Below are 26450 nucleotides of genomic sequence, written 5' to 3' on the forward strand. Positions count from 1 at the left end.
ACTAAGTATTATAGAGGCTGAAATATTATATTACAATACAAAGATTTTAACACATAAAAATCTCAACTTTCTAAATACTCAATAATCATACCTTAACTATTAGCAGGTTGTTAATAGATAATTGTTCCCAGAAAATCAGGTTTTTTAACCACTGCGCTCATGCCATATTGAATCTTCCACTGGTGCCCCGGTTCAAGCGCAGAAAAATAGCAGATCATTTTACTGACCTGCTATCTTACAAACTATTAATTTATTGCTAATTCTGAAGTTTCATCAACATTTGCATGCAGGTCAAAACGATCTGCATTCATTACCTTGACCCACGCAGAAATAAAGTCGCGAACAAACTTCACTTTGTTATCGTCCTGGGCATACACTTCCGCAATCGCACGCAGCTGTGAGTTGGAACCAAAGACGAGGTCTACTCTGGTAGCTGTACGTACAACATCACCCGTTTTACGGTCACGGCCCTCATATACTCCGCCCTCTGCAGGCTTCCATTCCACTCCCATATCGAGCAGGTTCACAAAGAAATCATTGGTGAGCGTGCCGACACGGTCAGTGAATACACCGTGTTTTGTCCCGCCATGGTTTGTGCCGAGGACGCGCATGCCGCCAATCAGGGCCGTCATTTCAGGTGCACTGAGGTTTAATAGCTGCGCCTTATCCAGCAAGAGCTCTTCCGGACTTACGCCATACTGCTTTTTCTGATAGTTGCGGAAGCCATCGGCAAAGGGCTCAAGCACTGCAAAGCCTTCAGCATCAGTTTGCTCTTCTGTTGCATCCCCGCGCCCCGGAGCAAACGGAACAGTTACATCAAAGCCTGCGTCATGTGCAGCTTTCTCGATCGCTGCACTGCCGCCAAGTACGATCAAATCGGCAAGGCTGACTTCCTGGTCCAGCTGGCTTTGAATGTCTTCAAGTGTATTGAGCACCTTTGAAAGCTGCTCCGGCTGATTCACTTCCCAGTCCTTTTGCGGAGCCAGTCGTACGCGGGCACCGTTCGCTCCTCCGCGGAAGTCAGATCCGCGGAAAGTACTTGCCGATGCCCAGGCCGTTGTCACTAACTCACTGATGGAAAGTCCCGAGTCAAGAATCAATTCCTTTATCTTTTTTACTTCCCCATCCGTTAATTCATAATCTACAGCGGGAACAGGGTCTTGCCAGACGAAATCTTCTTTTGGAACTTCCGGACCGATATACCTTGATTTAGGGCCCATGTCTCGATGCAATAACTTGAACCAAGCTTTGGCAAAAGCATCCGCAAACTCATCTGGATTCTGATGGAATCGGCGGGCCACTTTTTCATATGCCGGATCATGGCGCAAGGCAATATCGGTTGTAAGCATCATGGTTGGAACTTTTACAGAATGATCTTCTGCATCCGGAGCAAGATCTTTCTCGGCAGGATCCACAGCCAGCCACTGATAGGCACCAGCCGGACTCTTTGTCAGCCACCATTCATAGCCAAACAGTAAATCAAAGTAGCCATTATCCCACTGTGTCGGATTTGCCGTCCAGGCTCCTTCGAGGCCGCTGGTGATGGTATCACGTCCTCTGCCGCTGCCATATGCGTTATTCCAGCCCAAACCCATCTCTTCAATCGGAGCTGCTTCCGGTTCCGGACCTACTTTGGCCGCGTCCCCTGCACCATGGGCTTTACCAAAAGTATGGCCGCCAGCGATCAGCGCTACTGTTTCTTCATCGTTCATTCCCATCCTTGCAAAAGTTTCGCGAATATCCCGGGCTGCTGCGAGTGGGTCCGGCTTGCCATTCGGTCCTTCAGGATTCACATAGATAAGACCCATTTGTACCGCAGCAAGCGGGTTCTCCAGCTCGCGGTCGCCTGTATACCGTTTATCCCCGAGCCACTCTGATTCAACACCCCAATAAGTGTCTTCTTCCGGATGCCAGATATCGGGGCGTCCTGCGCCAAAGCCGATTGTCTTGCCGCCCATCGACTCAATCGCCACATTGCCTGCCAGTAAAATCAAGTCAGCCCAGGAAATCTTGTTGCCATACTTCTGCTTGACTGGCCATAACAGTCGGCGGGCCTTATCCAGGTTGCCGTTATCAGGCCAGCTGTTCAGCGGCGCAAAACGCTGAGAACCCGTTCCGCCGCCGCCCCGGCCATCGCCAATACGATAGGTTCCTGCTGAGTGCCAGGCCATCCTGATGAACAATGGCCCATAATGACCGTAGTCAGCCGGCCACCAGTCCTGGCTTGTTGTCATGAGTTCTTGAAGATCCTGCTTAAGTGCATCATAGTCCAGCTTTTTAAATTCTTCATTATAATTAAAATCTTCTCCCATAGGGTTGGATTTTCGGTCATGCTGATGAAGGATGTTCAATTGCAGCTGATTTGGCCACCAGTCTCTATTTGCCGTACCACTCGTTTTTTGACTAGTAGCACCCCCGTGCATCACCGGGCATTTTCCAACCTTTGCAGTATCCTTGTCCATTTTCGTTCCCCTTTCGCAAAAATAAAAATAATTAAGCTTTCAACATTAATAACTATGAAAGAGACAAGGGATTTAGTATCTATAATTGGAATCTTTTATGAATAGGGGCATCTGAGGGGGATAGGGGAGTGGATTTAGGTGGAAGACTACTAACCAAAATACACTTCGACGCTATCTTCTTTTTGTGCTGTTGCCAAACAACTTTGGATAAATTTCAGGATTTGTTTTTGATCCCAGGATGTACAATCACTTTCCGACGGGGTATCACCAGTTTTAAAAAACTTCTTGTAGTCATTCATTGCCATTTCTATTTGTTGTAACGAAAAAGTCGAGAACTTTCCTGACCCACTTACTCCAGCATAAAATTGAAGTGAATCAAGCAAATTGTAAAGCAGCAGTGCATTACGATTCCCCATGCTAAAACGCGCATAAGCAATTTCTTCCCTTGCTTTATTCAATCCGTATATATCATGGCCCATTGATTGATAATCCTCCCTCAAAAGTAAAATATGAATTGATTACGGAACCTTAGTGAAACTGATAAACAGTTACATGGCTAATCACTCCTTTCACGTTTGAAGGATTTTATTTTAAAAATAATATGAGAGAGTTAGAGATATTCGAATGGCGATCTGAGGGTTCATTTAAAAGGTATTCATGAAAGGTTAGAAATCAAGGATTTTAAATAGGGAGAAAATAATGAGCGGCGTACGAGGGAAATCTGAAAGAAAGCTGTCTGTCTAAGAAAAAATATACCACACCTCGTATTATATCTATCCGGTTTTTTTCAAACTTAATCAACAATTATGTGAACGCCTTCTTTGGATACAGAGGTGGCTACGCTATTGATCTGATAATTAAAAATCCCTCAAACTAACAGTCTGAGGGATTTCAATGTACCATTCAAAAGTATTAATAGATTCCGACTGCGTCGAATCCAGCGTTAGCGGCTGCTTCTTCCTCGCTGCCTTCCCCATAAAGATCGATTGCTGACTGGACAACTGCCTGTCGTGCATCGCTAAAATCGGAATTCGAAGTTAGGTAAACCGTTAAAGCACGATAATAAATCTTCCCTAATTTCTCTCTTCCAAGATCCTGGGCGATCAGGTATGCCGCATGGTTCGTAATTGAAGAGTTAACATGGACCCCACCGCCATCTACTGTGGTTGGCATATGATAAAACTCGTCCATGTGGTCAGGATAGACTCCGCCATTTGTGCTGTATGCCCTTCTTTGCTCGTTGCTGACAACAACACCGTTTGGATTGCTTAAGCTGCGCAATACTGTTGCTCCGCTAGCCTTAGCCTCCGGTGCCATAATATCCTCGCCCATTTCCCAATCGCTGTCGTCAATGAGTGCACCAAAGACATCAGCGAAGGATTCATTCAGAGCTCCGGATTGATTTCGATACACCAAATTTGCAGAATGAGTGATGACGCCATGAGTCATCTCATGTGCAGCAACATCAAGGCCAGCTGATAGCGAAATCATGAATTTCCCATCGCCATCACCATAGGTCATCCAGCGCCCATTCCAGGAAGCATTGTTATAATTGTTGCCATAGTGGACTCTCGAAACAATCGCCATTCCTTCTCCATCAAGAGAATTACGGCCGTGTTCATTTAAATAATACTCATATACCTTTTCAGAATTATAGTGTGCATCGACAGCCGCGCGGTCATAGTCACTGATAAAGGCTGCCGAATTCCCAACATAGACAGTATCGTTACTGAAGCTATTATCATTTTTGGCATCATAGGTTATTATGCCTCCAAGGTTCTCATGAGAGTAATCTGCCAGCGCAAATTTAGTTCCGGCATTCGCCTCTTTCACCTGGGTAATGTGCAGCTCCCTGTGATCGCCATGCACGCCTTTCCCTGCACCTTTTTGCGTCTGCTCATCAGCATGCATCAAGCCATTGTACTGATCGATTACCTCTCCCGTTTTCGCATCCACAAAAACAAACCAGTTGCCAGGCGCATCTCCCATGAAGTTGACATTCACCTTGTAAGCTGTGTAATTTTTTCCCTCAAAAGGAAGGACAACGAGCTCAGAAGCAGGCTCGTATGTCAGCTCTTCCGGTGCATTGACAGAAGCCAGTGCCGCTTTCAAAGCTTCATCGCTGCTTACTGAGGCATTTGTGTCGACTGAACCCTCAGCAATTGTCTGATTGGTTCTTCCGTTGACGGATACGATTTCATTATTCTTATTAAAGTGAACAACAACTTCGGCTCCTTCAACTTTTACACCATTTATAGATTGGTTGAAACGAACGTGAGTCATACCAAGTTCATCTTTTTGAGTGCTCTTTACCTTGAGGTTTTTGTCAGGATGAGGAATTCCTGTTTTGTCTTGGTTCTGTTTCAGATAACTTAACGCTTCAGAAGCTGTGCTGGAAGAAAACTTTTCCGCATATCGCTCCTTCACAAATAAAGGAACGCTTGCTTTCTCATTCCACGCCTTGGAAGCTTGTCCACTGCTGGAATCGGATGGCTGTGCGAATACACTGCTCATCGGGATCGAACTTACCAACATTGCCGACGACAGAACTACGGGTAAAATCAATTTCTTCTTCAAAAATACCATTCCTCCCATCAATTTCCATTGGATGGGTCTATTATATATTTCTATGCACGAAATATCATGAATAATTGGAATTATTTGAATAAATTAAAATCATAAACAAAACTACCTAAATCTGGAATACGGAAGCATGCTGCGTGCTTCTATTTTCCTTAATAGACTCAGGCATTTTGGATTATAAACTTTATAACTGGATGGTGTGAAGTTCATTCCCCTCGCTTTTCATATACCTCATCTCGCCGATGAAATCCATCTGCAATAATCGTGTCATCTATATTATTTTTATCTACAGCAATGGGTGCAAGAAGGAGCGATGGTATTTCCATTTTTCCGTTGTTCATCTTTCTATTCGCAGTAATGATCTCACCTTCCGCCATTTTGATCGCTGCTCTTGCTGCTTCGTAGGCCAATGTTTTAATAGGTTTATAAATAGTCATTGTTTGAGTCCCTTGCACAATATGCTGGGCCGCTGCTAAGTCCGCATCCTGTCCGGCAACCGGAATTTTCCCCTCAAGCCCTTGCGCTTCAAGTGCTTTTATGACTCCGCCTGCCGTCGCATCGTTTGCAGCAATAACAGCATCTATCTCGTTATTATTTATTTCCAGGGCGGCTTTCATATTGGCATAAGCGTTTTCTGGAGTCCAATTCTCAGTCCATTGATCATATACAATCTGTATGTCCCCCTTATCTATGAAGGGCTGGAGGACATTAAAAACTCCCTTTTTCAATAAATGGGCATTATTGTCTGTATTTGCCCCGCCAATATATACATACTTCCCTTTTGGAACTAATTTTGTTATTGCCTTAGCTTGAAGTTCCCCGACTAACTCATTGTCAAAAGAGATGTATAAATCTACAGAAGAATTTTTGACTAATCGGTCATAGGAAATCACTTTAATGCCTGCAGAATGGGCTTTATTCACGATGGTTGCTACCGCCTCGGCGTTATGCGGAACGATTACAAGCAAGTCCACTCCCTCGCTGATTAACGTTTCTGCCTGCACAATTTGCAAGGTATCGTCACCCTTTGCTTCACGTATCACGACTTCCGCCCCTAATGATTCGACCGCTTCTTTAAAAAAGTCACGATCTCTTGGCCAACGCTCCTCTTCTAACGTGTCCATCGAAAAACCAATTTTAAGCTTTGTATCAAAATCAGCAACACTTTCATTCTCTGATCCCTGGTCCTCTTTATGTTTTGGAGATCCACCTTCTTCGCATGCCGCCAATAACATTAGAAGGAAGATAAGATTCAATATACCAACTTTCCTAAACTTTGTTATCACTATTTCCCCTCCCTTCCCTGTGGAACTTCAGTTTAAGCTTTGCATTATTCTAATAGATTGCATTTTTTATAGGAAAGAGACTAATCTTTTATTCCAAGCAATGTTTTCCGATATTCTCTCGGCGTAACATTGCACATCTTTTTAAAAACTTTACTGAAGTAATTGGGTTCATGATAGCCAACTTCAATGGTAATTTCTTTAATGCTCTTGTCCGGTTCTGCTAACATTTTCTTTGCTTTTTCAATACGGCACTCGGTTAAAAAATCAATGTAATTAATCCCTAGCTTTTCCTTGAACATCTTACTGATATAAATTGGGCTTAAACCTACTTTATTACTAAGTGTTTCTAAAGAAATATTCTGCTGCGAATTCTCCATGATATATTGTTTAATCCGATAAATTGTATCCGCTTCCAAACTAATGTAATGTTGATCATAAAAATCTTTCATCTCCGCGAGAAGATTGGCGGTTTCAAACCGCAATTGACGGTAATTTGACGCTTGATACTGGTAAATTGGTGTTGCTGCCTCAATCCCCAGATCGTTTATGATCGACCAGATTGACCATAATGATTCTAATACGAATTGTTGTGCTTGCTGGATTTCTATGCCTTCCATCTCGTAAGCTTGAATAAGATGGCTAAGATTCGATTTTATATGTTCCCACTGCCCTAGCCGTACCTGGTCGGTTAGATCCTTTTTTAAGTATTTTGCCTGCTGCCAGCTGCCTGTTTCATTCAAGACAGGAATATCTTGATAAAACCGGTATTTTACCGGAAGTGTCTTATTGCTCGAAGCAATGATTGCCTCTTGATAAGATTGGCGGATTTTCTCCAATGAATTGCAATCATCCCCAATCCCTATGAACCAGCCTGATTTCTGCTCCTTATTTACTTCAAATAAAATATCTCTTGCCAGGGAAGTCGCTTGTGCCCGATAAGACTGGCCGTTTCTGAAGATAATGATCGGCAGCTGTCCATCGTAAAGGGCACCCATCCATCCGCTTCTTGTTTTCCTGACTTTTTCTTTAATCCTGGAGTAAAGATGTTCCATTCCCTCTGGTACAATCACATTCATGACGAATACCTGACTTGTTGATTGAATATCGAGCATCTCAATGAGCATGTTTAAATGAACTTCATGCACATGGTCGAATAGCAGCTGTGTTACAACATCCGTTTCAACGAGAGCTAATGTTTTCTGTATCATTTCCCGTTGTAAGCTGCTTTCTGCCTGCAGTTCCCTCTCACTTTCTATTTCGTGCAATACCTTCCCTACCGTTGCCCTAATTTCACTCACCTTACTGGGTTTTAAGATATAGTCTTTTGCTCCAAGCTTTAAGGCTGACTGCACATAATTAAATGTGTCATATGCTGTTACCATTATGAATTTAATATGAGGAAAATCAGTGAGTATCTGCTCTACTGCTTCCAGGCCGTTCATTCCAGGCATTTGAATATCCATTAATATTAAATCTGGTTTAAAGCTTGCTGCTAATTCTACTGCTCTGTTCCCATTACTGGCTTGTTCAACAATCAGGTCCGGGAATGCCCGATTTAAAATCGCTTCCATTCCTTCCCGTTCTATTTGTTCGTCATCCACAATTAAAATTCTAATCATGCTTCTCGCCTCTTTGTTCCGGGATTTTTAATAGAACGGCAGTGCCGCTGCCTAATTTGCTTTCAAGTTGAATGACGTCGTCGCTCTCATAAAATAGACGCAGACGCTTAACAACGTTGCTGAAACCTATTCCTGTTGAATGTCCAGCTGTTTGCACTTGACGTTCCATTAAAATTTGAGAAATGATCTCATCAGACATGCCAATTCCGTCATCTTCAATTCGAACTTCGACATAACCATCCTTCTGTTTCACATGAATGGTGATGACACCCCCATTAATATTGGGCTCTATTGCATGAATGACTGCATTTTCAACAATCGGCTGCAGGGTAAGTGCGGGAATAGCAACATCCAGGCATGAGTCATCAATGTCTAATCGCAATTGCAGCCTATCCGTAAAGCGCGCCTTTTGAATCTGCATATATTGATTGACAACAACCAATTCATCTCTTAATGTGACGGACCGGTCAATTTGTTTTAAATTGTAACGCAGAAGGTCTGCCACGCTGACGAGCAAATCACTGATTTCTTCAGACCCTTCCAAGTAAGCTTTTTTCGAAAGCGTATTAAGGGTATTAAACAGGAAATGCGGATTCATCTGGCTTTGCAGACTGCGGAAATGGCTTTCCTGAAGCAAAATCTTGTTTTGCTGCAGTTCGTGTTCCAGCTTTGCTTTTTCCTTTATTTGCTGTATTAAATTATTGATATTCGTACGCATATGATCAAATGTTTTAGCAAGAAAGGCAATTTCATCATTCGATTTGACTGTTATTTCATTATCGAATTTTCCTTTCGCCAGTTCACTTGCAGCCTTCGTTAGCTGCTGGACTGGCCTTGTGATGCTTAAGGAGAACCAATAAGTAGCCAATAATAGCAGCAAGGATGTTAATAAAACCATCCATATCGCAAGTTTCACCAACTCAATGGATTGTTCCATAATGCCGCGATAAAACGGCTCATGTGTTTTAAGTTCCATATCGATTAAGGTAAGCGTCATATCGGAAATATAATTGCTGATACGTGTAATTTCGGCAAGGTCTTTTACCGCTGCCTCGGAATCTCGTTCAAGTCCCATTAATCTGTCAGTTGTTTCAATTAAGCTGCCCATTAAATTTATGTAATTTGTTAATGTAAAATCATTTACTTCATTTCTCACCTGAAATACTTCGTATCTAGAAGATTCCAGCTCCTTTTTGCTGCTCTCTAATTTTTGTAAGTTTCCTGGTGTCGATTGGTTCATGTAATTATTCAAGTCCGTAATCACTTGATTGCTGGACCTTGAAACATCACTTAATATTAAGTATCGGTTTAAAATATCATTGTATTTTACTTGTGTTTTATAGTTATAAAATGTCAGAGCAATCCAAATGATGGACATAATGATAATGACTATAGTTGTAAATGATAATATTTTCTTTCTGATGCTATTCATTTCTGCTGTCCTTCAATATGCGTGTGTTTGTGAAGTAACCATTAATATCAAGCGGAACCGTTTCTCCATTCAGCCATTTAACAATTTGCTGTACACTGACTTCACCCATTGTTTCCGGATCTTGCTCAACGACTCCGTCAATCTTCCCCTCTTCAAAGAGCGGTAACGATTCTGGTCCATCATCAAACGTATAGATAAAATATGGTTCAACCCGGGAACGTTTCCCTATTTCCTGTACCATCGGACCAATCATCTTTGCGTTTACAGCGATAAACCCATCCACATCCGGCACCTGATTTAACTGGTCTCTCATCGTCGTAATGACCTGATCTTTTGACTCTCCTGTTTCGGCATATTGTATCTTAATTTTTGGATACACTTTCAACGTGGCATAGATGCCCTTTAATCTTTCGTTCTGGTAAAACTCTTTCTGCTTGTCAGACAGCAGTACAACTTTCCCTTCAGTTCCCATATCACTCAACAACTGCCTTGCTATTAAACCTCCGGCACGGAATTGATCGGAACCAACGTAGGTTCTTCTTAGACTTTCCTTCATTGGCACATCATTCGCTACTGTGATAATCGGAATTCCATTAAAAGCGGCCTTTACTTTTGTAAGTTCTTTAAATTCGTCTGTATCAAGTCCTTGTATGATGATTCCATCCACTTTGGAATGGATAGCCAGTTCTAATTTTTTTAAAAACTGTTCTGAATTATTGCTATAGCTTCCCCAAATTTCAAGGCTGACCCCTTCTTTCACTGCCTGCCTCGATGCCCCCATGCCAACCTTATTCCAAAACGTCGTGTCCATGTCTCTCGTGATGAGAACTAAGCGATAGCGAGAGTCTGTTTGATTTTTTGCTTTAGGCAAAGCTATGTCATTGCTAAAGACAATATTGGCTGATACAAAAATGAGATAACAAAGGGAGACAAATACAAGACCCAATATGGCATACATATACTTTTTCATATTGCTCTCTCCCCTTTTTCTTTCTTTAGCCGTTTGGTGTCATTTAACTTGATTCTATCAGCCTCGTTAGTAAACTGCATTAAAAAAATAGGCAGTCATTCAGGCAGCAATCGCACGGGACAGCCCTGCCAGCACAGGAGCTATACAAGATTCCTGAATTCTTATATGGCAAAAAAGGCTTCCCCAATGATCTTGGTGAAAGCCCGCAAGAAGAGGCAATTAGTTTCCTTTTCTTCTTGTCATAACGTCGAAGATTACTGCTAAGGCTAAAACGCCGCCCTTAATGATATATTGATAGGAAATCCCTACACCCAGCAAATTCATCCCGCTCGTTAAGGATGCCATTACGATCGCCCCGATAATCGCTCCTGTTACTTTACCTACTCCGCCAGCTGCAGATACGCCACCAACGTAGGCAGCTGCGATGGCATCAAGTTCGAATAGGGTTCCAGCGGTCGTCGTTGCTGACTGAAGGCGAGAGGTAAATAGAATGCCTGATAAAGCAGATAGCAAACCCATTGAGCCGAATACGATGTATGTTATCTTGTTTACGTTAATTCCGCTTAAATGTGCAGCTTCTGGATTACTGCCGACAGCATAAATATGTCTTCCCATTACTGTCTTCGTTGTCAAGAAATGATAGACGAGCACGACTAATAAAATAATCATCACTGTCCAGGAGAAACCATTATAGCCAGCTAGGATCCAAGTGATTGCAGCGATGATAGCCGAAACGAACACAAGCTGCAAAATGAAGATCTGTTTTGAGACCACTTCGAAATTATACTTAATTTTGTTTCGGCGGTTGGATACTGCACTAAAATTGTAAAATACTATGCCAAGTACACCGATTAATAAAGAGAGTAAATGCAACCCGCTAATTTGCATAATAGATGGGATGTACCCATTTCCAATCGCATTAAAAGCGTCGTTTTGAACGATAATGGTTCCGGACTTTTCTGTTACTTGCAGAATCGCACCGCGGTAAATCAGCCAGCCTGCAAGTGTTGCTACAAAGGCAGGAATTCCTACTTTTGCAACAAGGAAGCCTGTAAACAAACCGGCAATCGTTCCAAGTACCAAAATGACAGGAATCACAATATAAACAGGTAAACCATGCTGCATTAAAAGGATGGCCGCAATCGCTCCAAGGAACCCTGCTAAGAATCCGATCGATAAGTCAATATGCCTGATGACAATGACCAGCATGACACCGACTGCCAGAACTGCAATATAACCTGCAGAGTCTAGTAAGTTACTAATATTACGGGAAGAGATAAATAAGCCATCCGTTAAAATAGTAAAGATGAGAAAGATGACAAATAAAGCAATATACATCCCGTAGTCACGAATATTTTTACTGATTAACGTTTTCACGTCATTTATTAAAGTCATTGGTTTAGCCTCCTATTGTGTTGCCAGTTGCATTATTTTTTCCTGGTCGGCGTTTTCTATTGGCAATTCGCCTTTGATTTCTCCTTCGGCCATGACATAAACTCTGTCACTCATTCCCAATACTTCACCAAGCTCAGAAGAAATCATGATAATACTCATTCCCTCTTCAATCAGCTTGTTCATCACCGTGTAAATTTCGAATTTTGCGCCCACGTCAATACCTCGGGTAGGCTCATCTAATATTAGGAGTTTAGGGCCAACAAACAGCCACTTGCCTAACGAAACTTTTTGCTGGTTACCGCCACTTAGTTTGCCAACAAGCTGTTCTAAAGAAGCAGCTTTTATGTGCAATGAAGATTTATAGCTATCTGCTACTTTAATCTCTTCATTGTCATTAATAACTCCGTTGGCAGAAATTCCTTGTAAATTCGCGGCAGAAATATTGCTTTTAATATCTTGCAGTAAAAACAACCCATCCCCTTTGCGATCCTCCGTAACATACGCAATTCCAGCCTTTATTGCATCACTAGTATGTTTCAATGCTTTTGGCATTCCATCCAATAGCAAGTCACCTTGAAGCTTATAGGCTTTCGCGTTACCAAAGATACTAAGGGCAAGTTCCGTCCGGCCAGAGCCCATTAAGCCTGCCAAACCAATGATTTCACCTTTTTTAACGTTCAGGTTTGCATTTTTCACAACATGTCTGCCAAGCTTTTGGTCATATGCAGACCAATTCTTTAACTCAAGCACCTTTTCTCCATAAGATTTCTTCGGGCGTTTCGGATAAATATCTTGAATTTCGCGTCCAACCATATTTTTTATAATCGTATTTTCGGTTATCTCCCCCTTGGACGCATCCAGGGTCGTGATCGTTTGTCCATCACGAATAACAGTTGCACTATCTGCTATTGAAATAACTTCCTTCAATTTATGGGAAATCATAATGCAGGTAATTCCTTGTTTTCTGAGATCGTCCAGTAATTTTAATAAATTTTCACTGTCGTCCTCATTTAACGCTGCAGTCGGTTCATCGAGAATGAGAAGCTTTACGTCTTTACTTAACGCTTTGGCAATTTCAATTAACTGACGTTTCCCTACTCCTAAATCTTTTACAAGAGTCTCCGGGTTAATGTCGAGGTTAACTTTTTCAAGCAGTTTTTTCGCTTCAACAATCGTCTCATTCCAGTCAATAAAAGCCCCTTGCTTGATTTCATTGCCAGCAAATATATTTTCATAAACTGTGAGATCAGGAAACAAAGCCAGCTCCTGGTAAATGATTACGATACCTGTATTAACACTATCGTTAATCTTATTGAATTGCTGTACCTTACCTTCGTAAACAATATCCCCATCATAAGTCCCGTAAGGATAAACCCCGCTCAGCACTTTCATCAGAGTGGATTTCCCAGCCCCATTTTCGCCAACTAAGCAGTGTATTTCACCCTTCTTCACTTTGAAATTGACATTGTCGAGCGCCTTGACTCCTGTAAATTCCTTTGAAATCTGCTTCATCTCCAGAATATATTCGCTCATCCTCATTCCCTCCAACCAAAACTGCTATAATAACTGCGTGATCGTAAGCAAAATGAATACGATCACGCAGTTTTATTTTTTTAAAGTCCTTTAAACTCACTAGCTTCATAGTATTCTGAATCAATTAGTTCTTTCTTAACGTTCTCTTCGTCTACCACGATAACGTCTGTTTGTTTCGCTTTCACATCAACTTTTCCATTGTTGTAAGAGCCAGTTGTTTCTGGTTTTTTGTCATCCAGGATGTCGATCGCCATATCAATTGCGTCTGCAACCAGTGTTCTTACATCTTTAAATACCGTCATAGATTGCTTGCCATCAATGATGTATTGAATAGAAGCTTTCTCAGCATCTTGGCCTGTTACGACGAAACTAGAAATATCAGAGTCTGTTCCGAAAACATCAGCAATAGAACGAGCCGTTCCATCGTTTGGAGCTAAAACAGCTACATCACCTTTTAAATCTGCACCCGCTGCTGTTAAGTGTGTTTGTGCTTTATTTTTCGCTTCGTTTGGATCCCAGTTTGTTGTTACCTGACCGAGGATTTTTCCTAGCTCATCACGAGTAAGCTCTTGCTTATCTTTCAATGCCACTGCTTCTGTAGAGTTAGCAATTACAAACGTGCCGTCCGCAATCTTCGGCTGAAGAACTTTCCATGCACCTTCAAAGAATAAAAATGCGTTGTTATCAGATGAAGCACCAGCATAAAGGTATAACGGGACATTTGTGCCTTTTACATGGTCGATTAAGTATTGGCCTTGAGCAGCACCTACTGCCAAACTATCAAACGTTACATAATAATCAACTGCATCTGTCTCTGTAATTAAGCGGTCATAAGAAATAACGGTTACGCCTTCCTTTTTCGCCGCTTCTACCGCAGAGCCAGCTGCTGCGCCGTCGTGAGGAGCAATAATCAATACTTCGATTCCTTTGTTAAGCAAAGTTTCCACATTTTCTTTTTCCTTCGCAGAAGAACCCTGGCTGAATAAAATTTCTGTCGTGTAATCAGAATCAGCTAAGGCATCTTTAAAGCGCTGCTCATCTTGCACCCATCTTGGCTCATCCTTCGTTGGAAGAACGATTCCCACGCTCACTTTACTGCTTCCGCCAGTTTTCCCGCTGCATGCACCCAGCATTCCAGTCAACACTGTCATAACGATCAAAACAGAAAATAATTTCCAAGCTTTTTTCACTAATATTTCCCCCTTTAAAGATGAAATTAATTTGCTACAACTCCATCTTATAGCGGACCATTCGCTTTGAAAGCGTTAACATATAGTAATCTTTTATTATCTTCTGTACTTTTTTATCCTTTCTAAAAAGTGCACGGCCGTTTTATGCAGTTTCTTAAGCGGCTGCAAAGTTACTTGCCCCCAGTCTTAAGCCATGGGCGAAGTAAAAAGGAGCAAGGGAACGTACCCCCTGCTCCCTCAATGTAAAACCAACCTGAACATCTGCCCAAAATGTTTCATATTATATATTCTGACAAATGAACAGTTAGGAGTAATGGTATGCCAAATGAAATGGATAAACAGACAATTGAAGTGGTGAATGTAACCAGTCCAGCCTTAAATTCAAGGCGCGGAAAATACTTTATCGGCAAAACCGGATTGCTGAATTTCGGGGGCGGATATTACGCGTGGGGCGGAATCGTCAATCCAGCTGATTCTGGGGTCAATGTATACATCGATATTTTTACGATCACAAACCTTTCAAACCAAAACTTCATCAGTGAAATCTGGTTAAACGCTGTTCCACCGAGAAATGCAGCGGTCTCGTCCCATGTAACTCCAACCAATCAGGCGATTTCACCTTCTCCACATCCAAAGGCAATCTTGAAATATGCTGGATATTCTGCTGAGCCCATGGCCAAAGGTGTGAATATTTTTGATAGAATCGTTGCTCAAAATTCCACCCTTGTCAGCGATTCACACAATGGTTCCATCATTATTGGTCCCGGAGACTCATTCTCCATACTTCTAAGGCCGCCGGGTTATCAATACATCTCAGGGACAATCGTTTTGACCTGGTGGGAGGAAGCGGCCAATGCATGAGCAGGAGATAGCTGGCATGAACTTCAAGTCAATGGACAGCGAGAAACACCTCAATGAGGTCACCGTACTGCCCGAAAATGTATATCACTCCTATCTCGGTGAATACTTTCTTGGTCAAACAGATCTCATATCCTTCGGTGGTGGTTACAACGGATGGGGCGGACTGGTCAACCCGGCGGACTCCAATGTGAATCTATTCTTAAACGCCTATACCATCAGCAACTATTCAAATGAGGCATTAACCACTGAAGCCTGGATAGGCAGCATCCTTCCCGGAAACGGAAAAACATCGCCGCATTTCGCTTCAGGGAACCAGGCCTTAAAGCCCCCGCCAATGCCGAAGACTGATATCAAAAACGCCAGCTTCATTTCAGGAAAGCCAAGTCGGGGTACTAACGCCTTTGTACGAAGGGTTGAGCCAACTACAACCCTCACAAAGCATGACTTTCAAGGTATGTTCATCATCCCGCCTGGAAGTTCTATTTCCTTATTCTTTCGATCCCCAGGAAAAAGTCAGGTACATGCAAGAGTCGCGTTTGGCTGGTGGGAGGAAAAAGTATAACCCCTTTTGATTTCTTTTAGCGGGCATGGCATTAAAATAACAGACTTTTATCGATAAGACTTTTTCACTTTGAACAAAATGAATTTGGAGAAAACACTTAATTTATACGTGGTGAGCTAGCGGCTTTTTTTAAAATTACTGAGGTAATTAGAAAGTGGCAAATTAAGCGGGATATGATTTTAAAGCAAAAACAAATTACATTCTCTTGATGAAGACGGCCTTTCTTACAATAAAAAGCCGTCCTCACTTTGCTATCTCTGATTCCATGGCGGTGCCGGCCACACGACCGGGGTTTCGGCAACTGAGAGCGGCCATATAATTTTATATTCCTGATTGATAATTTGAGCCAGTAAAGCATCCGCCAATATATTTTGCCCGTTTGAATCAAATCGGACACCTCGCCATGGCATTATTAAATTTTTTCCTGGCATGTTGGTTTGACGCAGAGATTGAACTATTTTATCTTTATTTATACTTCCAGCTCTATTAATGGCATCAGCCAGGACGAGTAATCCTGTAAAACTGCGTGCATTGGTCTCATTCATATCTTCTTTATATTTTGAGCGATAAAGTTCATTGACTTCCGTTACAATAGGTTTGACTCTGCCCAAACCGAGTGCCCAGGCAACACGACTAATAATATAATTGCCATCCTCCCCTACCGTTTCAAGGAATTCAGGTATGGTGTAACCTGCATTTTGGACCACCAGCCCTTCTGGAAACCAATTTAACCTTTTAAGACCTTGAACGACATTTATAGCATCAGAAAGGAACTGGTGACCAAAGACGGCTTGAGCTTTGCTTTTTCGAATCCGGGTGAGTTCATTCACTAGCGATGTAACAGGCGGGGTATATATTTCAAAAGCTGTAAGTTCTCCAGGGAACTTCCGGATAAGACTTTTTTCAATCGCAGCTGCTTCTAATCCAAAAATAGAGTCCTCGGTCAAAATAGCAAATTTGTTGATCTCTCTGCCTCTTGATCTTAGAAAATGAAATAGTTCAAAGAAAAGATTTGTATATAGATGATCATTAGGTGCTGTTCTGAAAAAAAACTGAAAATCCCTCTCTGTAAGCGACGGGGCAGATGCATCTGGTGTTAAGAAAGGCACTTTTCTTGCTTCAGCTATAGCAGAAGCTTGCAAAGTCACACTACTTTGATATGAACCAATTATGGCCGCAACCTTCTCTTTTACAATTAATCGTTTGGCTTCTTCCCGCCCAATTTCCGGTATACCCTCTGAATCTCCATAAATCACTTTAAATTTTCGATTTTCTAATATAGGAAGGCCTATAGTACGAGCTAAAGGCAAATCCAAATCATATCGATTATTTACAATTTCAACAGCCAAATCGATGGCCTGGCGAATATCCTTCCCAACTGCTGACAGTGAGCCTGTAAAAGGATAGATGGCTCCAATCCTTATTTCTTTTCCCTCTTTCATCACTTCTTCCCCCCAGACCTTTAAAAGAAAAAGTCAGCTGCTTATTTCTACTTAATATATAAAAGATGGCTTATACAAAATCCTCATTTTTTCAAAGAAGTCATAAATACTTCGATTTCAATTTATTTATTAGCTTATGGCCCGGACTACAACCGTCCTGCTTTGGGTATCCGAGCTGTACCATCACGACCCTGAAGTTTACTTAAAATATCGCACTATAAAGTTTGGGAACGGGAAACCTAATATAGATTACTAAAATAACAAACAAAAAAAATTGGCAGGCATGAGTCCGGTTTACCCTAGACTCCACACCAGCCAATTAACTGTTTATTATTGAATCTGACTCTTTGAAAGTCATCGAGTCATTTTGATTTTCAACTCACTCCTACTGCTCTCCCACTCCACCCAAATCCTTGGACGCAAACTGATCAAGCAATTCACGCACTTCATCCGTTGATTTAGTGTTCATTAATTGATTTCTTAACCCACTCGCCCCGGGGAACCCTTTGACATAGATTTTGAAAAAGCGATGCAAAGCCGTGAACGGCCGCAGTTCTAAATGCGAGTACTTATCATGAAGATCCATATGCAGGTTTAAAAGATCAAGCAATTCCTGACTGCTATGCTCCTTCTTCTCCTTTTCAAAAGCAAATGGATTATGGAAAATACCACGGCCGATCATCACACCATCGACACCATATTGTTCCACGAGCTTGAGGCCGGTCTGTCGGTCAGGAATATCCCCATTGATCGTCAAAAGTGTATCCGGAGCGACCTCGTCACGAAGCTTCTTGATCTCCGGAATCAGTTCCCAGTGAGCATCCACTTTGCTCATTTCATCCCTTGTGCGCAGATGAATGGAAAGGTTGACAATATCCTGTTCCAATATGTGTTTCAGCCAGGGCTTCCACTCGTCTAAGTCCGAGAAGCCAAGCCTTGTTTTGACACTTACCGGCAATCCTCCCGCTTTTGCTGCCTGAATCAGATCTGCTGCAACGTCCGGACGACGGATCAAGCCGCTTCCCTTTCCATTCTGCACCACATTGGGCACGGGACAGCCCATATTGATATCCAGGCCCTTGAATCCCATTTCTGCCATCCCGATGCTCATTTGCCGGAAATATTCAGGCTTGTCCCCCCATATATGCGCGACAATCGGCTGTTCATCCTCTGTAAAAGTCAAACGCCCCTGCACACTTTTGATGCCATCCGGGTGACAATAACTATCACTGTTTGTAAACTCGGTAAAGAATACATCAGGTCTTGCTGCTTCACTCACTACATGACGGAAAACAACATCCGTCACTTCTTCCATTGGTGCCAGTATAAAAAACGGCCGTGGTAAATCACGCCAGAAATTTTCTTTCATAATCGTTCAGTCCCTCTCATCATGGGATACCAGAGCTTACCCATGATCCCAAAATTAAAAAGCAGAATGCTCCTGCTCCTTTTACACTTATACCATGCTTGAGCACTTTTTATCAAACTGATTGAAATGGTAATTTTAACTTTCCGCCACTTAGCATCCCACTGGGCTATTTAAAATAAAGTATTTGCCTGGCGGCCTATATTGCACATCCGGATTCGAAGGGGTTTCACATCGTTATCCTTTTACATAAAATGTGAAGAAAATCTTTTACAGGAGGGAAATCAATGCCCACCATCAGTCTCTGCATGATTGTTAAAAATGAAGAAGAAGTATTGGAGAACTGTCTCAGGAGTGTACAGGATATCTGTGATGAAATCGTCATTGTGGATACCGGGTCGACTGATCGGACAAAGGAAATAGCCAGGCAGTACAGTGATAAAGTACTCGATTTCGAGTGGATTGACGACTTTTCCGCAGCCCGCAATTTTGCCTTCAGCAACGCAACGATGGACTATATCCTTTGGCTCGATGCCGACGATATTCTGCTGCATGCTGACCAGCAAAAGTTCAAAAAGCTGAAAACCTCCCTGAAAAAGGATGTTGATGGTGTCTCCATGATCTATGTCATCCTCAGAGATGAATTTGGGAACCCGACTTTCCATTACAGAAGGAACCGCCTGGTGAAGAGGAGCAAGAACTTCAAGTGGATCGGACCCGTTCATGAATATCTTGATGTGAGCGGCAATATTCTATCTTCTGATATATCAGTTGAGCATAAAAAGAATGAAAAACGATCGTCCGGCCATTCATCTGACAGGAATTTAAGAATTTATGAGAAGCGGATTAAAAGAGGAGAGGACTTCACTCCAAGGGACTTATATTATTATGCCAATGAGCTGCGGGATCACAGGCAATATGAAAAAGCGATCATTTATTATCATGAGTTCCTTGGAGGCAAAAAAGGCTGGGTGGAGGACAACATAAGAGCGTGTTTGAATCTGGCTGATTGCCATGTCCATCTAGGAGAAAAGGATGAAGAAATGGAAGCTTTGCTGAAGTCATTGACATTCGATGCACCCCGGCCTGAACCGTGCTGCCGCATCGGCGATCTTTTCAAGGCCAAAAAGGATTATCAAACAGCAATCTACTGGTATACTACCGCCATAAAGATGAATAAGGATACAGCCGGCTTCCAGAACCAGGCTTATTCCACCTGGTATCCGAATCTTCAGCTATGTGTGTGCCATTGGGAACTAGGCAATGTAGAAAAATCGATTGAACACAATCAAAACGCCAAGAAATACCGGCCGGATGACAAGCAGGTCTTGTTCAATGAGAAATTTTTTAATGATTTCATGAAAAATAGCGGCAAAAAATAAGAGGGAATCATGAAGATTTCCTCTTTCCTCTTGCCATTTAATTGCCGGCTATTTAACTCCAATTCCAAGATAATGAATGCCCTGCTGCATAATGGCCTGTTTATCCAGCACATTCCTTCCGTCCAGAACCAGGCTGCAGTTTTTGAATGCTGAAAAGTCCATGTTCTTATATTCATCATGGTATGCCTGCAGGATGATCAGTTCAATTTCTTCCGCCTGCTGTTTTGAAAATGGAACAACACCATATTTTGAAATCTCCCCTGCCTCGAATAAAGGATCATCGACATATACTGCAGCTCCCTTTTCCTTCAATTCATCAATCAGCAGCAATGTGGATGATTTTGTTGGCTCCTTCACATTTCCCCGGAATGACAGGCCTAAGATCAAGACCCTTTTGTTCTTTAACGAATCCAGATGTTCTTCTGCCAGCCGTAAAGCGTATTTGGCCATGTCATCGTTAATCCTTCTTGATAAAGTGGTCAAGCCCTCCTCAAGGCCATTATTGATAAAGAAGTATGGATACACAGGAATGCAGTGCCCGCCAACGCCAATACCCGGCAGGTGAATATTCGAATAGGGCTCGCTGTTTGCTGCCTTTATGACCTCCATGATGTCAATGTCCAGCTTGTTTGCATACATCGCAAGTTCATTGGCAAGAGCGATGTTCACATCACGATAAACACATTCGGCAACCTTGGTAAATTCAGCTGCCTCCAGGCTGCTGACCGGTAAAATATCGCAGTTTAACCCTTTTTGATAAAAATCAGCTGCTAACTCCAGGCTTTTGGCGTTCAATCCGCTCACTACCTTTGGATAGGCAGACAAGTCCTTGATGATCCGGTTGGAGTACACACGTTCAGGACTGTAGGATAAGAAAAAATCGACCCCCATCTTCAATCCTGAAATCTTTTCGATCGTCCAGCCGAACCTGTTTCTCGTATCACCGGCAGGCAAAGTCGTTTCAAAGCTTACAAGCGTTCCTTTTTTAATCCCTCTGGCTATATCCTCTACGGCAGAATCGATATATTGATAGTTTATCGTACCGTTTCCCTTTGTGAGTACCGGTACAATGACCACTACCACCTCAGATTTACTTACCGCTTTTGATGTATCAACAGTTGCTTCCAATGTTTTGGACTCATATGCTTTTGAAACCAGCTCATCAAGTCCCGGTTCGTTATCCACATGGGAAATCCCCTGATTCACTTTGTCCACCACTGCTTTATTGATATCTGCTCCGTACACATGAAAATGTCCGCAATTCGCAAAAATTGCGGCTAAGGGCAAGCCAATCTTTCCTAAACCAACAACTGTAACATTTTTCATCTTAACAATCCTTTCTGGCCTTTTTAGCTGAAATCCCCCGAAATCATGGAAATCTTCTGGCAATTACTCTCCGTTATTTTATGTAGTCGCAGTTTGTTTGTGTAAATAAAATGACCATTCCGCCGTTCAATTGTGACAATTGACCAGGCATCGGGAAAAAGAGTGAATAAGCTAAAATAAACAAGTCCTTACACCGAAATGGAGGTGTTTTTCATGGAAGAAAAAGAGAAACTTAAGATTCTTGTTTTGATCAAGTCTTTCAACAAATCGGCACCAAAGCATCAACCAAAGTTCGATACAATCAAAGCAATCGAAAAATTCGCCGACGTACGGTACTGGCATAAAGACGGCAACATCAATGATATTTTAGTTGCATTGAATTTCACCCCGGATTTCATTCTGCACTATGATCATGCCTGGAACAGCCCCCTGACCCCAAGGATAAAGGGATTAGGCAAAATCAACATCCCAAAAGGGTGCTTCGTGATTGATATCCACTATAGTCCCTCTGAACGAGTAAAATTTTTTAATCGAAATAAAATTGATTTGATTTTTTCTGTAACAAAGTCACCATTCTTGAAAAAATTCCCTCAATATAAGGACCAGTTCCGCTGGCTCCCCTTTGCCATCAATCCTGAAGTTTTTAAAGATTGGCAGATTGAGAAGAATATTAATTTCCTGCTGATGGGGCAGGTTTTTGACAGGGAACGAAAAAGCAGGAATGTGACTGGTACTCCAAAGGGCAAGTACCCATTTAGAGAGGAAGTTTTAGTGCGGATGAGGAAAGAAGAAGGCTTTCTATTTCACCATCACCCGGGACACTACGCAAAGAATACTTCAAAAAACTATCTTAATGAAAAATATGCGAAAGAACTAAACCGGGCAAAAATGTTCTTTACCTGCGGGTCCAAGTTTCAATATCCTGTACTGAAATACTTTGAAGCTCCCGCGTGCCGAACGCTGCTCCTGGCAAAACCTGTTCCGGACCTTACCGAATTGGGATTCGTAGATGGTGAAAACTTTATTGCCTGTAATGAATCCAATTTCTATGAAAAAGCGATGTATTATCTGGAAAACGAGGCAGAAAGAAAAAAAATAACAGATACAGGCTACGAGTTTATCCATACCCACCATACAAACGATGTAAGGGCACAGCAATTTATTGAATATGTGGAAGAATATCTAGCCAGTTATCATGGATCATCAAGATCGGAATAAACCAGCATAGCCATTGATTTTCCAGAGGATTTTTTTCATTTGTAGGCACCCCCCCATACACTTCCATTTTCAGAACATATACCATAAAGAGACTGATTATGAATCGGTGATCCCCCTCTTTAAAAATGATAGATATGGGTGTGTGTTATATGAGTAATAAAAGCAATTTAAACAATGTAAAGCTAGGTGAGAACGTCAAGATTTATGATTTCGTAAATGCCTATGGCTGCGAAATAGGAGACGGAACAAAGGTTGGCACATTCGTTGAGATCCAAAAAGGAGTTAAAATCGGAAAAAATTGCAAAATCTCAAGCCACTCTTTTTTATGTGAAGGAGTGCATATAGCAGATGGAGTTTTTATCGGCCACGGGGTGATGTTCACGAACGATATGTTCCCCCGCTCCACCAATCCGGATGGCTCCTTGCAAAATGATGGAGAATGGACTCTCCTGGAAACGATTGTAGAAGAACGGGCTTCCATCGGATCCGGCAGTACCATCCTTCCCGGACTCACGATCGGTAAAGGCGCAATAGTCGGTGCTGGCAGTGTTGTCACCAGGAATGTGCCGGAATTCTCGATCGTTGCCGGAAACCCGGCTAAAGTCATTCGATACATCCAGGAATAATGTATCCTATCCCGCTGCAGGAAAATTTTTCAAGGAGGGATCAATGTATGTTAAAAGCAGGAGTCATAGGCTGCGGCTATTGGGGACCAAATATTATCCGCAATCTGGATGCCCTGCCTGGAGTTGAGTTAATCTATGTTGCAGATTTGAATACTGAGCAGCTGGCAAAACAAAAAGCCTTATACCCTTACATTAAAACCACCACAAACTACCTTGACATCATCATGGACCCCGCAATAGATCTCGTACTGATTGTGACCCCAGTGAATACCCATTATCGATTTGCAAAAGAAGCCCTCACTAACGGCAAGCATGTCTTTGTTGAAAAACCTCTCACCGACTCTGTTCAAACTTCAGAAGAACTTTGTAAACTTGCAGACTCCAGGAACCTAACACTTATGGTCGGGCATACCTTTGTATACACTGGCGCCGTCAAAAAAATGAAGGAAATTATTGATTCAGGTGAAATAGGGACCATTCGGTATATTACATCCCAGCGTCTGAATTTAGGTTTATACCAAAAGGATATCAATGTCTTATGGGATTTGGCTCCTCATGACTTATCGATTGCGGACTATCTGATCGGCAGCCAGATCACCAAGGTCAAAGCATATGGGCATCGAGATATCAATCCACAGCTCGAAGATACCGCTTTTCTTAACTTAACCTATTCAACCGGAGAGAAAGTCTATATTATGAACAGCTGGCTATACCCGGAAAAGGTCCGGAAAATGACGGTGGTCGGAACAAAAGGCATGATGATTTACGACGACATGGAGCCCGAGAAGAAAATAAAGGTATTTCATAAGCATGCAGACTTCTCAAAAAATGAAGATGGCACTATTTCCTACCAGTATGAGAATGAAAAAGAGTATTTTCCCGAGCTTATTTTAAAAGAAGCATTGAGTGTTGAGCTTTCTCATTTCACAGATTGCGTCCTGAACAACAAAGAGCCTTTGAGCAGCGGAAATAAAGGTTTGAATGTTGTAAAAGTACTCGAGGAAAGTGATCTTTTATTAAGGAGAAACCAAGAATGATCCCATTTTTAGATTTGAAGGCCCAGTATAAAAGCATCGAAGGTGAAGTGAAGAAAGCCGTCGAAAAAATTTTCGAGGATTGTGCATTTGTAGGCGGCAAAGAGGTCGAAACTTTCGAAAAAAACTTCGCTGATTATTGCCACGCGCCTTATTGTATTGGTGTCGGCAATGGAACGGACGCTTTGTGGCTTACCTTAAAGGCAATGGGCATCGGACATGGGGACGAGGTAATTGTCCCTGCCAATACTTTCATTGCCTCTGCAGAAGCGATTACAGCCGTAGGTGCACGGCCGGTATTCGTCGATCATGACAAAGAGACGTATACGATCAATCCAGAAGAGATTCCCTCCAGGATTACCGAAAAAACGAAAGCAATTATTGCAGTCCATTTATATGGACAGCCTGCAGATATGGACCCAATCCTCGAAATCGCAGCCCAGCATGGACTTAAAGTGATTGAAGATGCAGCCCAGGCTCATGGCGCTGAATATAAGGGAAGACGGGTTGGGTCGATCGGTGATGCCGCATGCTTCAGCTTTTACCCTGGCAAGAATTTAGGGGCATATGGTGATGGCGGTGCCGTGGTGACGAATGACCAGGAACTTGCTGGCAGCGTGCGCCTCTTGAGCCAGCATGGCAGCAAAGTGAAATACATTCATGAAATTGCCGGTTATAACAGCAGATTAGATGGAATCCAGGCTGCCATCCTGAATGTAAAAATGAACTATATCGAACAGTGGACTGAAGCCAGAAGGAAAAATGCTTCTCTATACAAGGAGATGCTGAAAGATACAAATATCATTCTTCCAATTGAAAAAGAAGATGTCAGGCATGTGTACCACCTGTTTGTAATACGCATCAAGGATCGTGAAGATGCCCAAAAGAAGCTGCTCGACAAAGGCATCCAAACAGGTATCCATTATCCGGCGCCAATCCATCTCACCGAAGCCTATGGAGACCCTGGAATTCCTGAAGGGACATTTCCGCTCAGCGAAGAATATGCCGGCAGCCTTTTATCCCTGCCGATGTACGCTGAGTTAACCAAGGATCAAATCCGGGAAATATGTGAGGCTTTAAAGGAGATCATCAGTTGATCACAAACCACTTTCTTTTTCCTAAGCTTCTTTCCAGCCATCATGCAGTCACCGATTCTTGTCATCACAATCATATGCAAGACCATTCATAAGTATAATGTACAAACCAACTAATTATTGGAGGAAGGCTAGTGAAAAAAGTACGCAAAGCCATCATTCCTGCTGCAGGCTTAGGTACCCGGTTCCTGCCGGCTACCAAAGCCATGCCAAAGGAAATGCTTCCGATCGTCGATAAACCGACCATTGAATACATTGTAGAAGAAGCAGTAGCATCGGGAATTGAGGATATTATCATTGTGACCGGGAAAGGCAAAAGAGCCATTGAAGACCATTTTGATATTGCACATGAACTTGAACGAAATCTTCTCGAAAAGGGAAAGCTCGATTTACTCGAGCGGGTTCAGCACCCCTCTAAACTGGCTGATATCCATTACATCCGCCAGAAAGAACCAAAGGGTTTAGGACATGCCGTATGGTGCGCGAGGAATTTTATCGGAGATGAACCGTTTGCCGTTCTGCTCGGAGATGATATCGTGCAAAGCGAAACCCCCTGCTTAAAGCAGCTGATCACCCAATATGAAGAGACACACTCAAGTATCATCGGTGTTCAGCGAGTCCCGGCTGAGGAGACACATCGGTATGGCATCATTGATCCTTCCGCACAGGATGGACGGAGATATCATGTTCAAAACTTTGTCGAGAAGCCTCCTGCGGGAACCGCCCCCTCTAACCTAGCGATCATCGGCCGTTATATCTTGAACCCTGAAATATTCAAGTTTCTTGATTTGCAGAAAGTGGGTGCAGGAGGCGAAGTACAATTGACTGATTCCATTCAGCAATTGAATCAAATCCAAAGAGTGTTCGCATACGAATTCGAAGGGAATCGCTATGACGTTGGCGAAAAATTAGGCTTTGTCCAGACAACGATTGATTTTGCCCTTCAAAGAGATGAACTGAAGGAAGATGTAATAGCTTATCTTGAAAAGGTTTTAAAAGAAGTTAAAACCGAAAAAAATTAAGCAAAAAAGACGAGATTTCGATACCTCGTCTTTTTTATCTTTCATGG

General features: G+C 42.4%; 20 protein-coding genes and 2 pseudogenes. 9 read left to right on the forward strand and 13 right to left on the reverse strand.

The window, feature by feature from the left end; translation table 11 throughout:
• Positions 1-245 precede the first annotated feature (245 nt).
• The 10 genes from katG to M3593_RS19600 form a co-directional block, all read right to left on the reverse strand.
• Entirely contained in the window at positions 246-2462 is a 2217-nt protein-coding gene (gene katG, locus M3593_RS19555; RefSeq protein ID WP_144480310.1) for a catalase/peroxidase HPI, read from the reverse strand.
• Positions 2463-2611: 149 nt separating this feature from the next.
• Positions 2612-2941 carry a hypothetical protein gene (locus M3593_RS19560; protein WP_186326850.1) on the reverse strand — a complete coding sequence of 110 codons (330 nt, stop codon included), beginning with the start codon at positions 2939-2941 and terminating at the stop codon, positions 2612-2614.
• Positions 2942-3374: 433 nt separating this feature from the next.
• Positions 3375-5039, reverse strand: coding sequence for a M4 family metallopeptidase (locus tag M3593_RS19565; protein ID WP_251544548.1), 1665 nt, complete (start codon positions 5037-5039; stop codon positions 3375-3377).
• 212 nt (positions 5040-5251) lie between these two features.
• Positions 5252-6331, reverse strand: a complete 1080-nt coding sequence (xylF, locus tag M3593_RS19570; RefSeq protein ID WP_251544547.1) for a D-xylose ABC transporter substrate-binding protein — start codon at positions 6329-6331, stop codon at positions 5252-5254.
• A gap of 80 nt (positions 6332-6411) precedes the next feature.
• Positions 6412-7950, reverse strand: a complete 1539-nt coding sequence (locus tag M3593_RS19575) for a response regulator (RefSeq protein ID WP_251544546.1) — start codon at positions 7948-7950, stop codon at positions 6412-6414.
• The gene (locus M3593_RS19580) at positions 7943-9382 is read right to left on the reverse strand and encodes a sensor histidine kinase (protein ID WP_251544545.1); all 1440 of its coding nucleotides are present in this window, start codon (positions 9380-9382) and stop codon (positions 7943-7945) included. Before M3593_RS19580 ends, M3593_RS19575 begins: the two co-directional genes overlap by 8 nt.
• Positions 9375-10352 (reverse strand): sugar ABC transporter substrate-binding protein, encoded by a 978-nt coding sequence (locus tag M3593_RS19585; RefSeq protein WP_251544544.1) that lies wholly within the window; start codon positions 10350-10352, stop codon positions 9375-9377. The genes M3593_RS19580 and M3593_RS19585 overlap by 8 nt, the downstream gene beginning before the upstream one ends.
• 219 nt (positions 10353-10571) lie before the next feature.
• Positions 10572-11747 (reverse strand): sugar ABC transporter permease, encoded by a 1176-nt coding sequence (locus M3593_RS19590; RefSeq protein ID WP_251544543.1) that lies wholly within the window; start codon positions 11745-11747, stop codon positions 10572-10574.
• A gap of 12 nt (positions 11748-11759) precedes the next feature.
• Positions 11760-13280 carry an ATP-binding cassette domain-containing protein gene (locus tag M3593_RS19595; protein WP_251544542.1) on the reverse strand — a complete coding sequence of 507 codons (1521 nt, stop codon included), beginning with the start codon at positions 13278-13280 and terminating at the stop codon, positions 11760-11762.
• A gap of 80 nt (positions 13281-13360) precedes the next feature.
• Positions 13361-14470 (reverse strand): sugar ABC transporter substrate-binding protein, encoded by a 1110-nt coding sequence (locus tag M3593_RS19600; RefSeq protein ID WP_251544541.1) that lies wholly within the window; start codon positions 14468-14470, stop codon positions 13361-13363.
• A 318-nt stretch (positions 14471-14788) separates the two neighbouring features.
• Between M3593_RS19600 and M3593_RS19605 the strand changes: the two genes are divergently transcribed.
• Together M3593_RS19605 and M3593_RS19610 are read left to right on the forward strand one after the other, a co-directional pair.
• Positions 14789-15331, forward strand: a complete 543-nt coding sequence (locus tag M3593_RS19605; protein ID WP_251544540.1) for a DUF6143 family protein — start codon at positions 14789-14791, stop codon at positions 15329-15331.
• Positions 15324-15893, forward strand: a complete 570-nt coding sequence (locus tag M3593_RS19610; protein WP_251544539.1) for a DUF6143 family protein — start codon at positions 15324-15326, stop codon at positions 15891-15893. Before M3593_RS19605 ends, M3593_RS19610 begins: the two co-directional genes overlap by 8 nt.
• Positions 15894-16144: 251 nt before the next feature.
• Here the strand turns inward: M3593_RS19610 and M3593_RS19615 are convergent, their stop codons facing one another.
• Together M3593_RS19615 and M3593_RS19620 are read right to left on the reverse strand one after the other, a co-directional pair.
• Positions 16145-17335, reverse strand: a complete 1191-nt coding sequence (locus tag M3593_RS19615; RefSeq protein ID WP_251544538.1) for an ABC transporter substrate-binding protein — start codon at positions 17333-17335, stop codon at positions 16145-16147.
• A 385-nt stretch (positions 17336-17720) separates the two neighbouring features.
• Positions 17721-18704 carry a tRNA dihydrouridine synthase gene (locus tag M3593_RS19620; RefSeq protein WP_144480318.1) on the reverse strand — a complete coding sequence of 328 codons (984 nt, stop codon included), beginning with the start codon at positions 18702-18704 and terminating at the stop codon, positions 17721-17723.
• 284 nt (positions 18705-18988) lie between these two features.
• Between M3593_RS19620 and M3593_RS19625 the strand changes: the two genes are divergently transcribed.
• A complete protein-coding gene (locus M3593_RS19625) occupies positions 18989-20083 on the forward strand; it encodes a glycosyltransferase (RefSeq protein WP_251544537.1) in 1095 nt (364 codons plus the stop codon).
• A 48-nt stretch (positions 20084-20131) separates the two neighbouring features.
• Here the strand turns inward: M3593_RS19625 and M3593_RS19630 are convergent, their stop codons facing one another.
• Positions 20132-21409 carry a nucleotide sugar dehydrogenase gene (locus tag M3593_RS19630; protein WP_251544536.1) on the reverse strand — a complete coding sequence of 426 codons (1278 nt, stop codon included), beginning with the start codon at positions 21407-21409 and terminating at the stop codon, positions 20132-20134.
• 213 nt (positions 21410-21622) lie between these two features.
• On the opposite strand from M3593_RS19630, the gene M3593_RS19635 reads away from it, so the two are divergent.
• The 6 genes and pseudogenes from M3593_RS19635 to galU all read left to right on the forward strand — a co-directional run bounded on the left by M3593_RS19635 (position 21623) and on the right by galU (position 26403).
• Positions 21623-22627, forward strand: a complete 1005-nt coding sequence (locus tag M3593_RS19635; RefSeq protein ID WP_144480324.1) for a glycosyltransferase — start codon at positions 21623-21625, stop codon at positions 22625-22627.
• A gap of 149 nt (positions 22628-22776) precedes the next feature.
• A pseudogene (locus M3593_RS24390) lies at positions 22777-22998 on the forward strand (LbetaH domain-containing protein); the annotation flags it as partial.
• An 18-nt stretch (positions 22999-23016) separates the two neighbouring features.
• A pseudogene (locus M3593_RS24395) lies at positions 23017-23238 on the forward strand (DapH/DapD/GlmU-related protein); the annotation flags it as partial.
• A gap of 62 nt (positions 23239-23300) precedes the next feature.
• Positions 23301-24290, forward strand: a complete 990-nt coding sequence (locus M3593_RS19645) for a Gfo/Idh/MocA family protein (protein WP_186326851.1) — start codon at positions 23301-23303, stop codon at positions 24288-24290.
• Positions 24287-25384, forward strand: a complete 1098-nt coding sequence (locus M3593_RS19650) for a DegT/DnrJ/EryC1/StrS family aminotransferase (RefSeq protein WP_251544535.1) — start codon at positions 24287-24289, stop codon at positions 25382-25384. Before M3593_RS19645 ends, M3593_RS19650 begins: the two co-directional genes overlap by 4 nt.
• Before the next feature lie 131 nt (positions 25385-25515).
• Positions 25516-26403, forward strand: a complete 888-nt coding sequence (gene galU / locus M3593_RS19655) for a UTP--glucose-1-phosphate uridylyltransferase GalU (protein WP_144480332.1) — start codon at positions 25516-25518, stop codon at positions 26401-26403.
• Positions 26404-26450 lie beyond the last annotated feature (47 nt).

The organism is Mesobacillus sp. MER 48 (assembly GCF_023714225.1).
GTDB lineage: Bacteria > Bacillota > Bacilli > Bacillales > Cytobacillaceae > Mesobacillus > Mesobacillus oceanisediminis_A.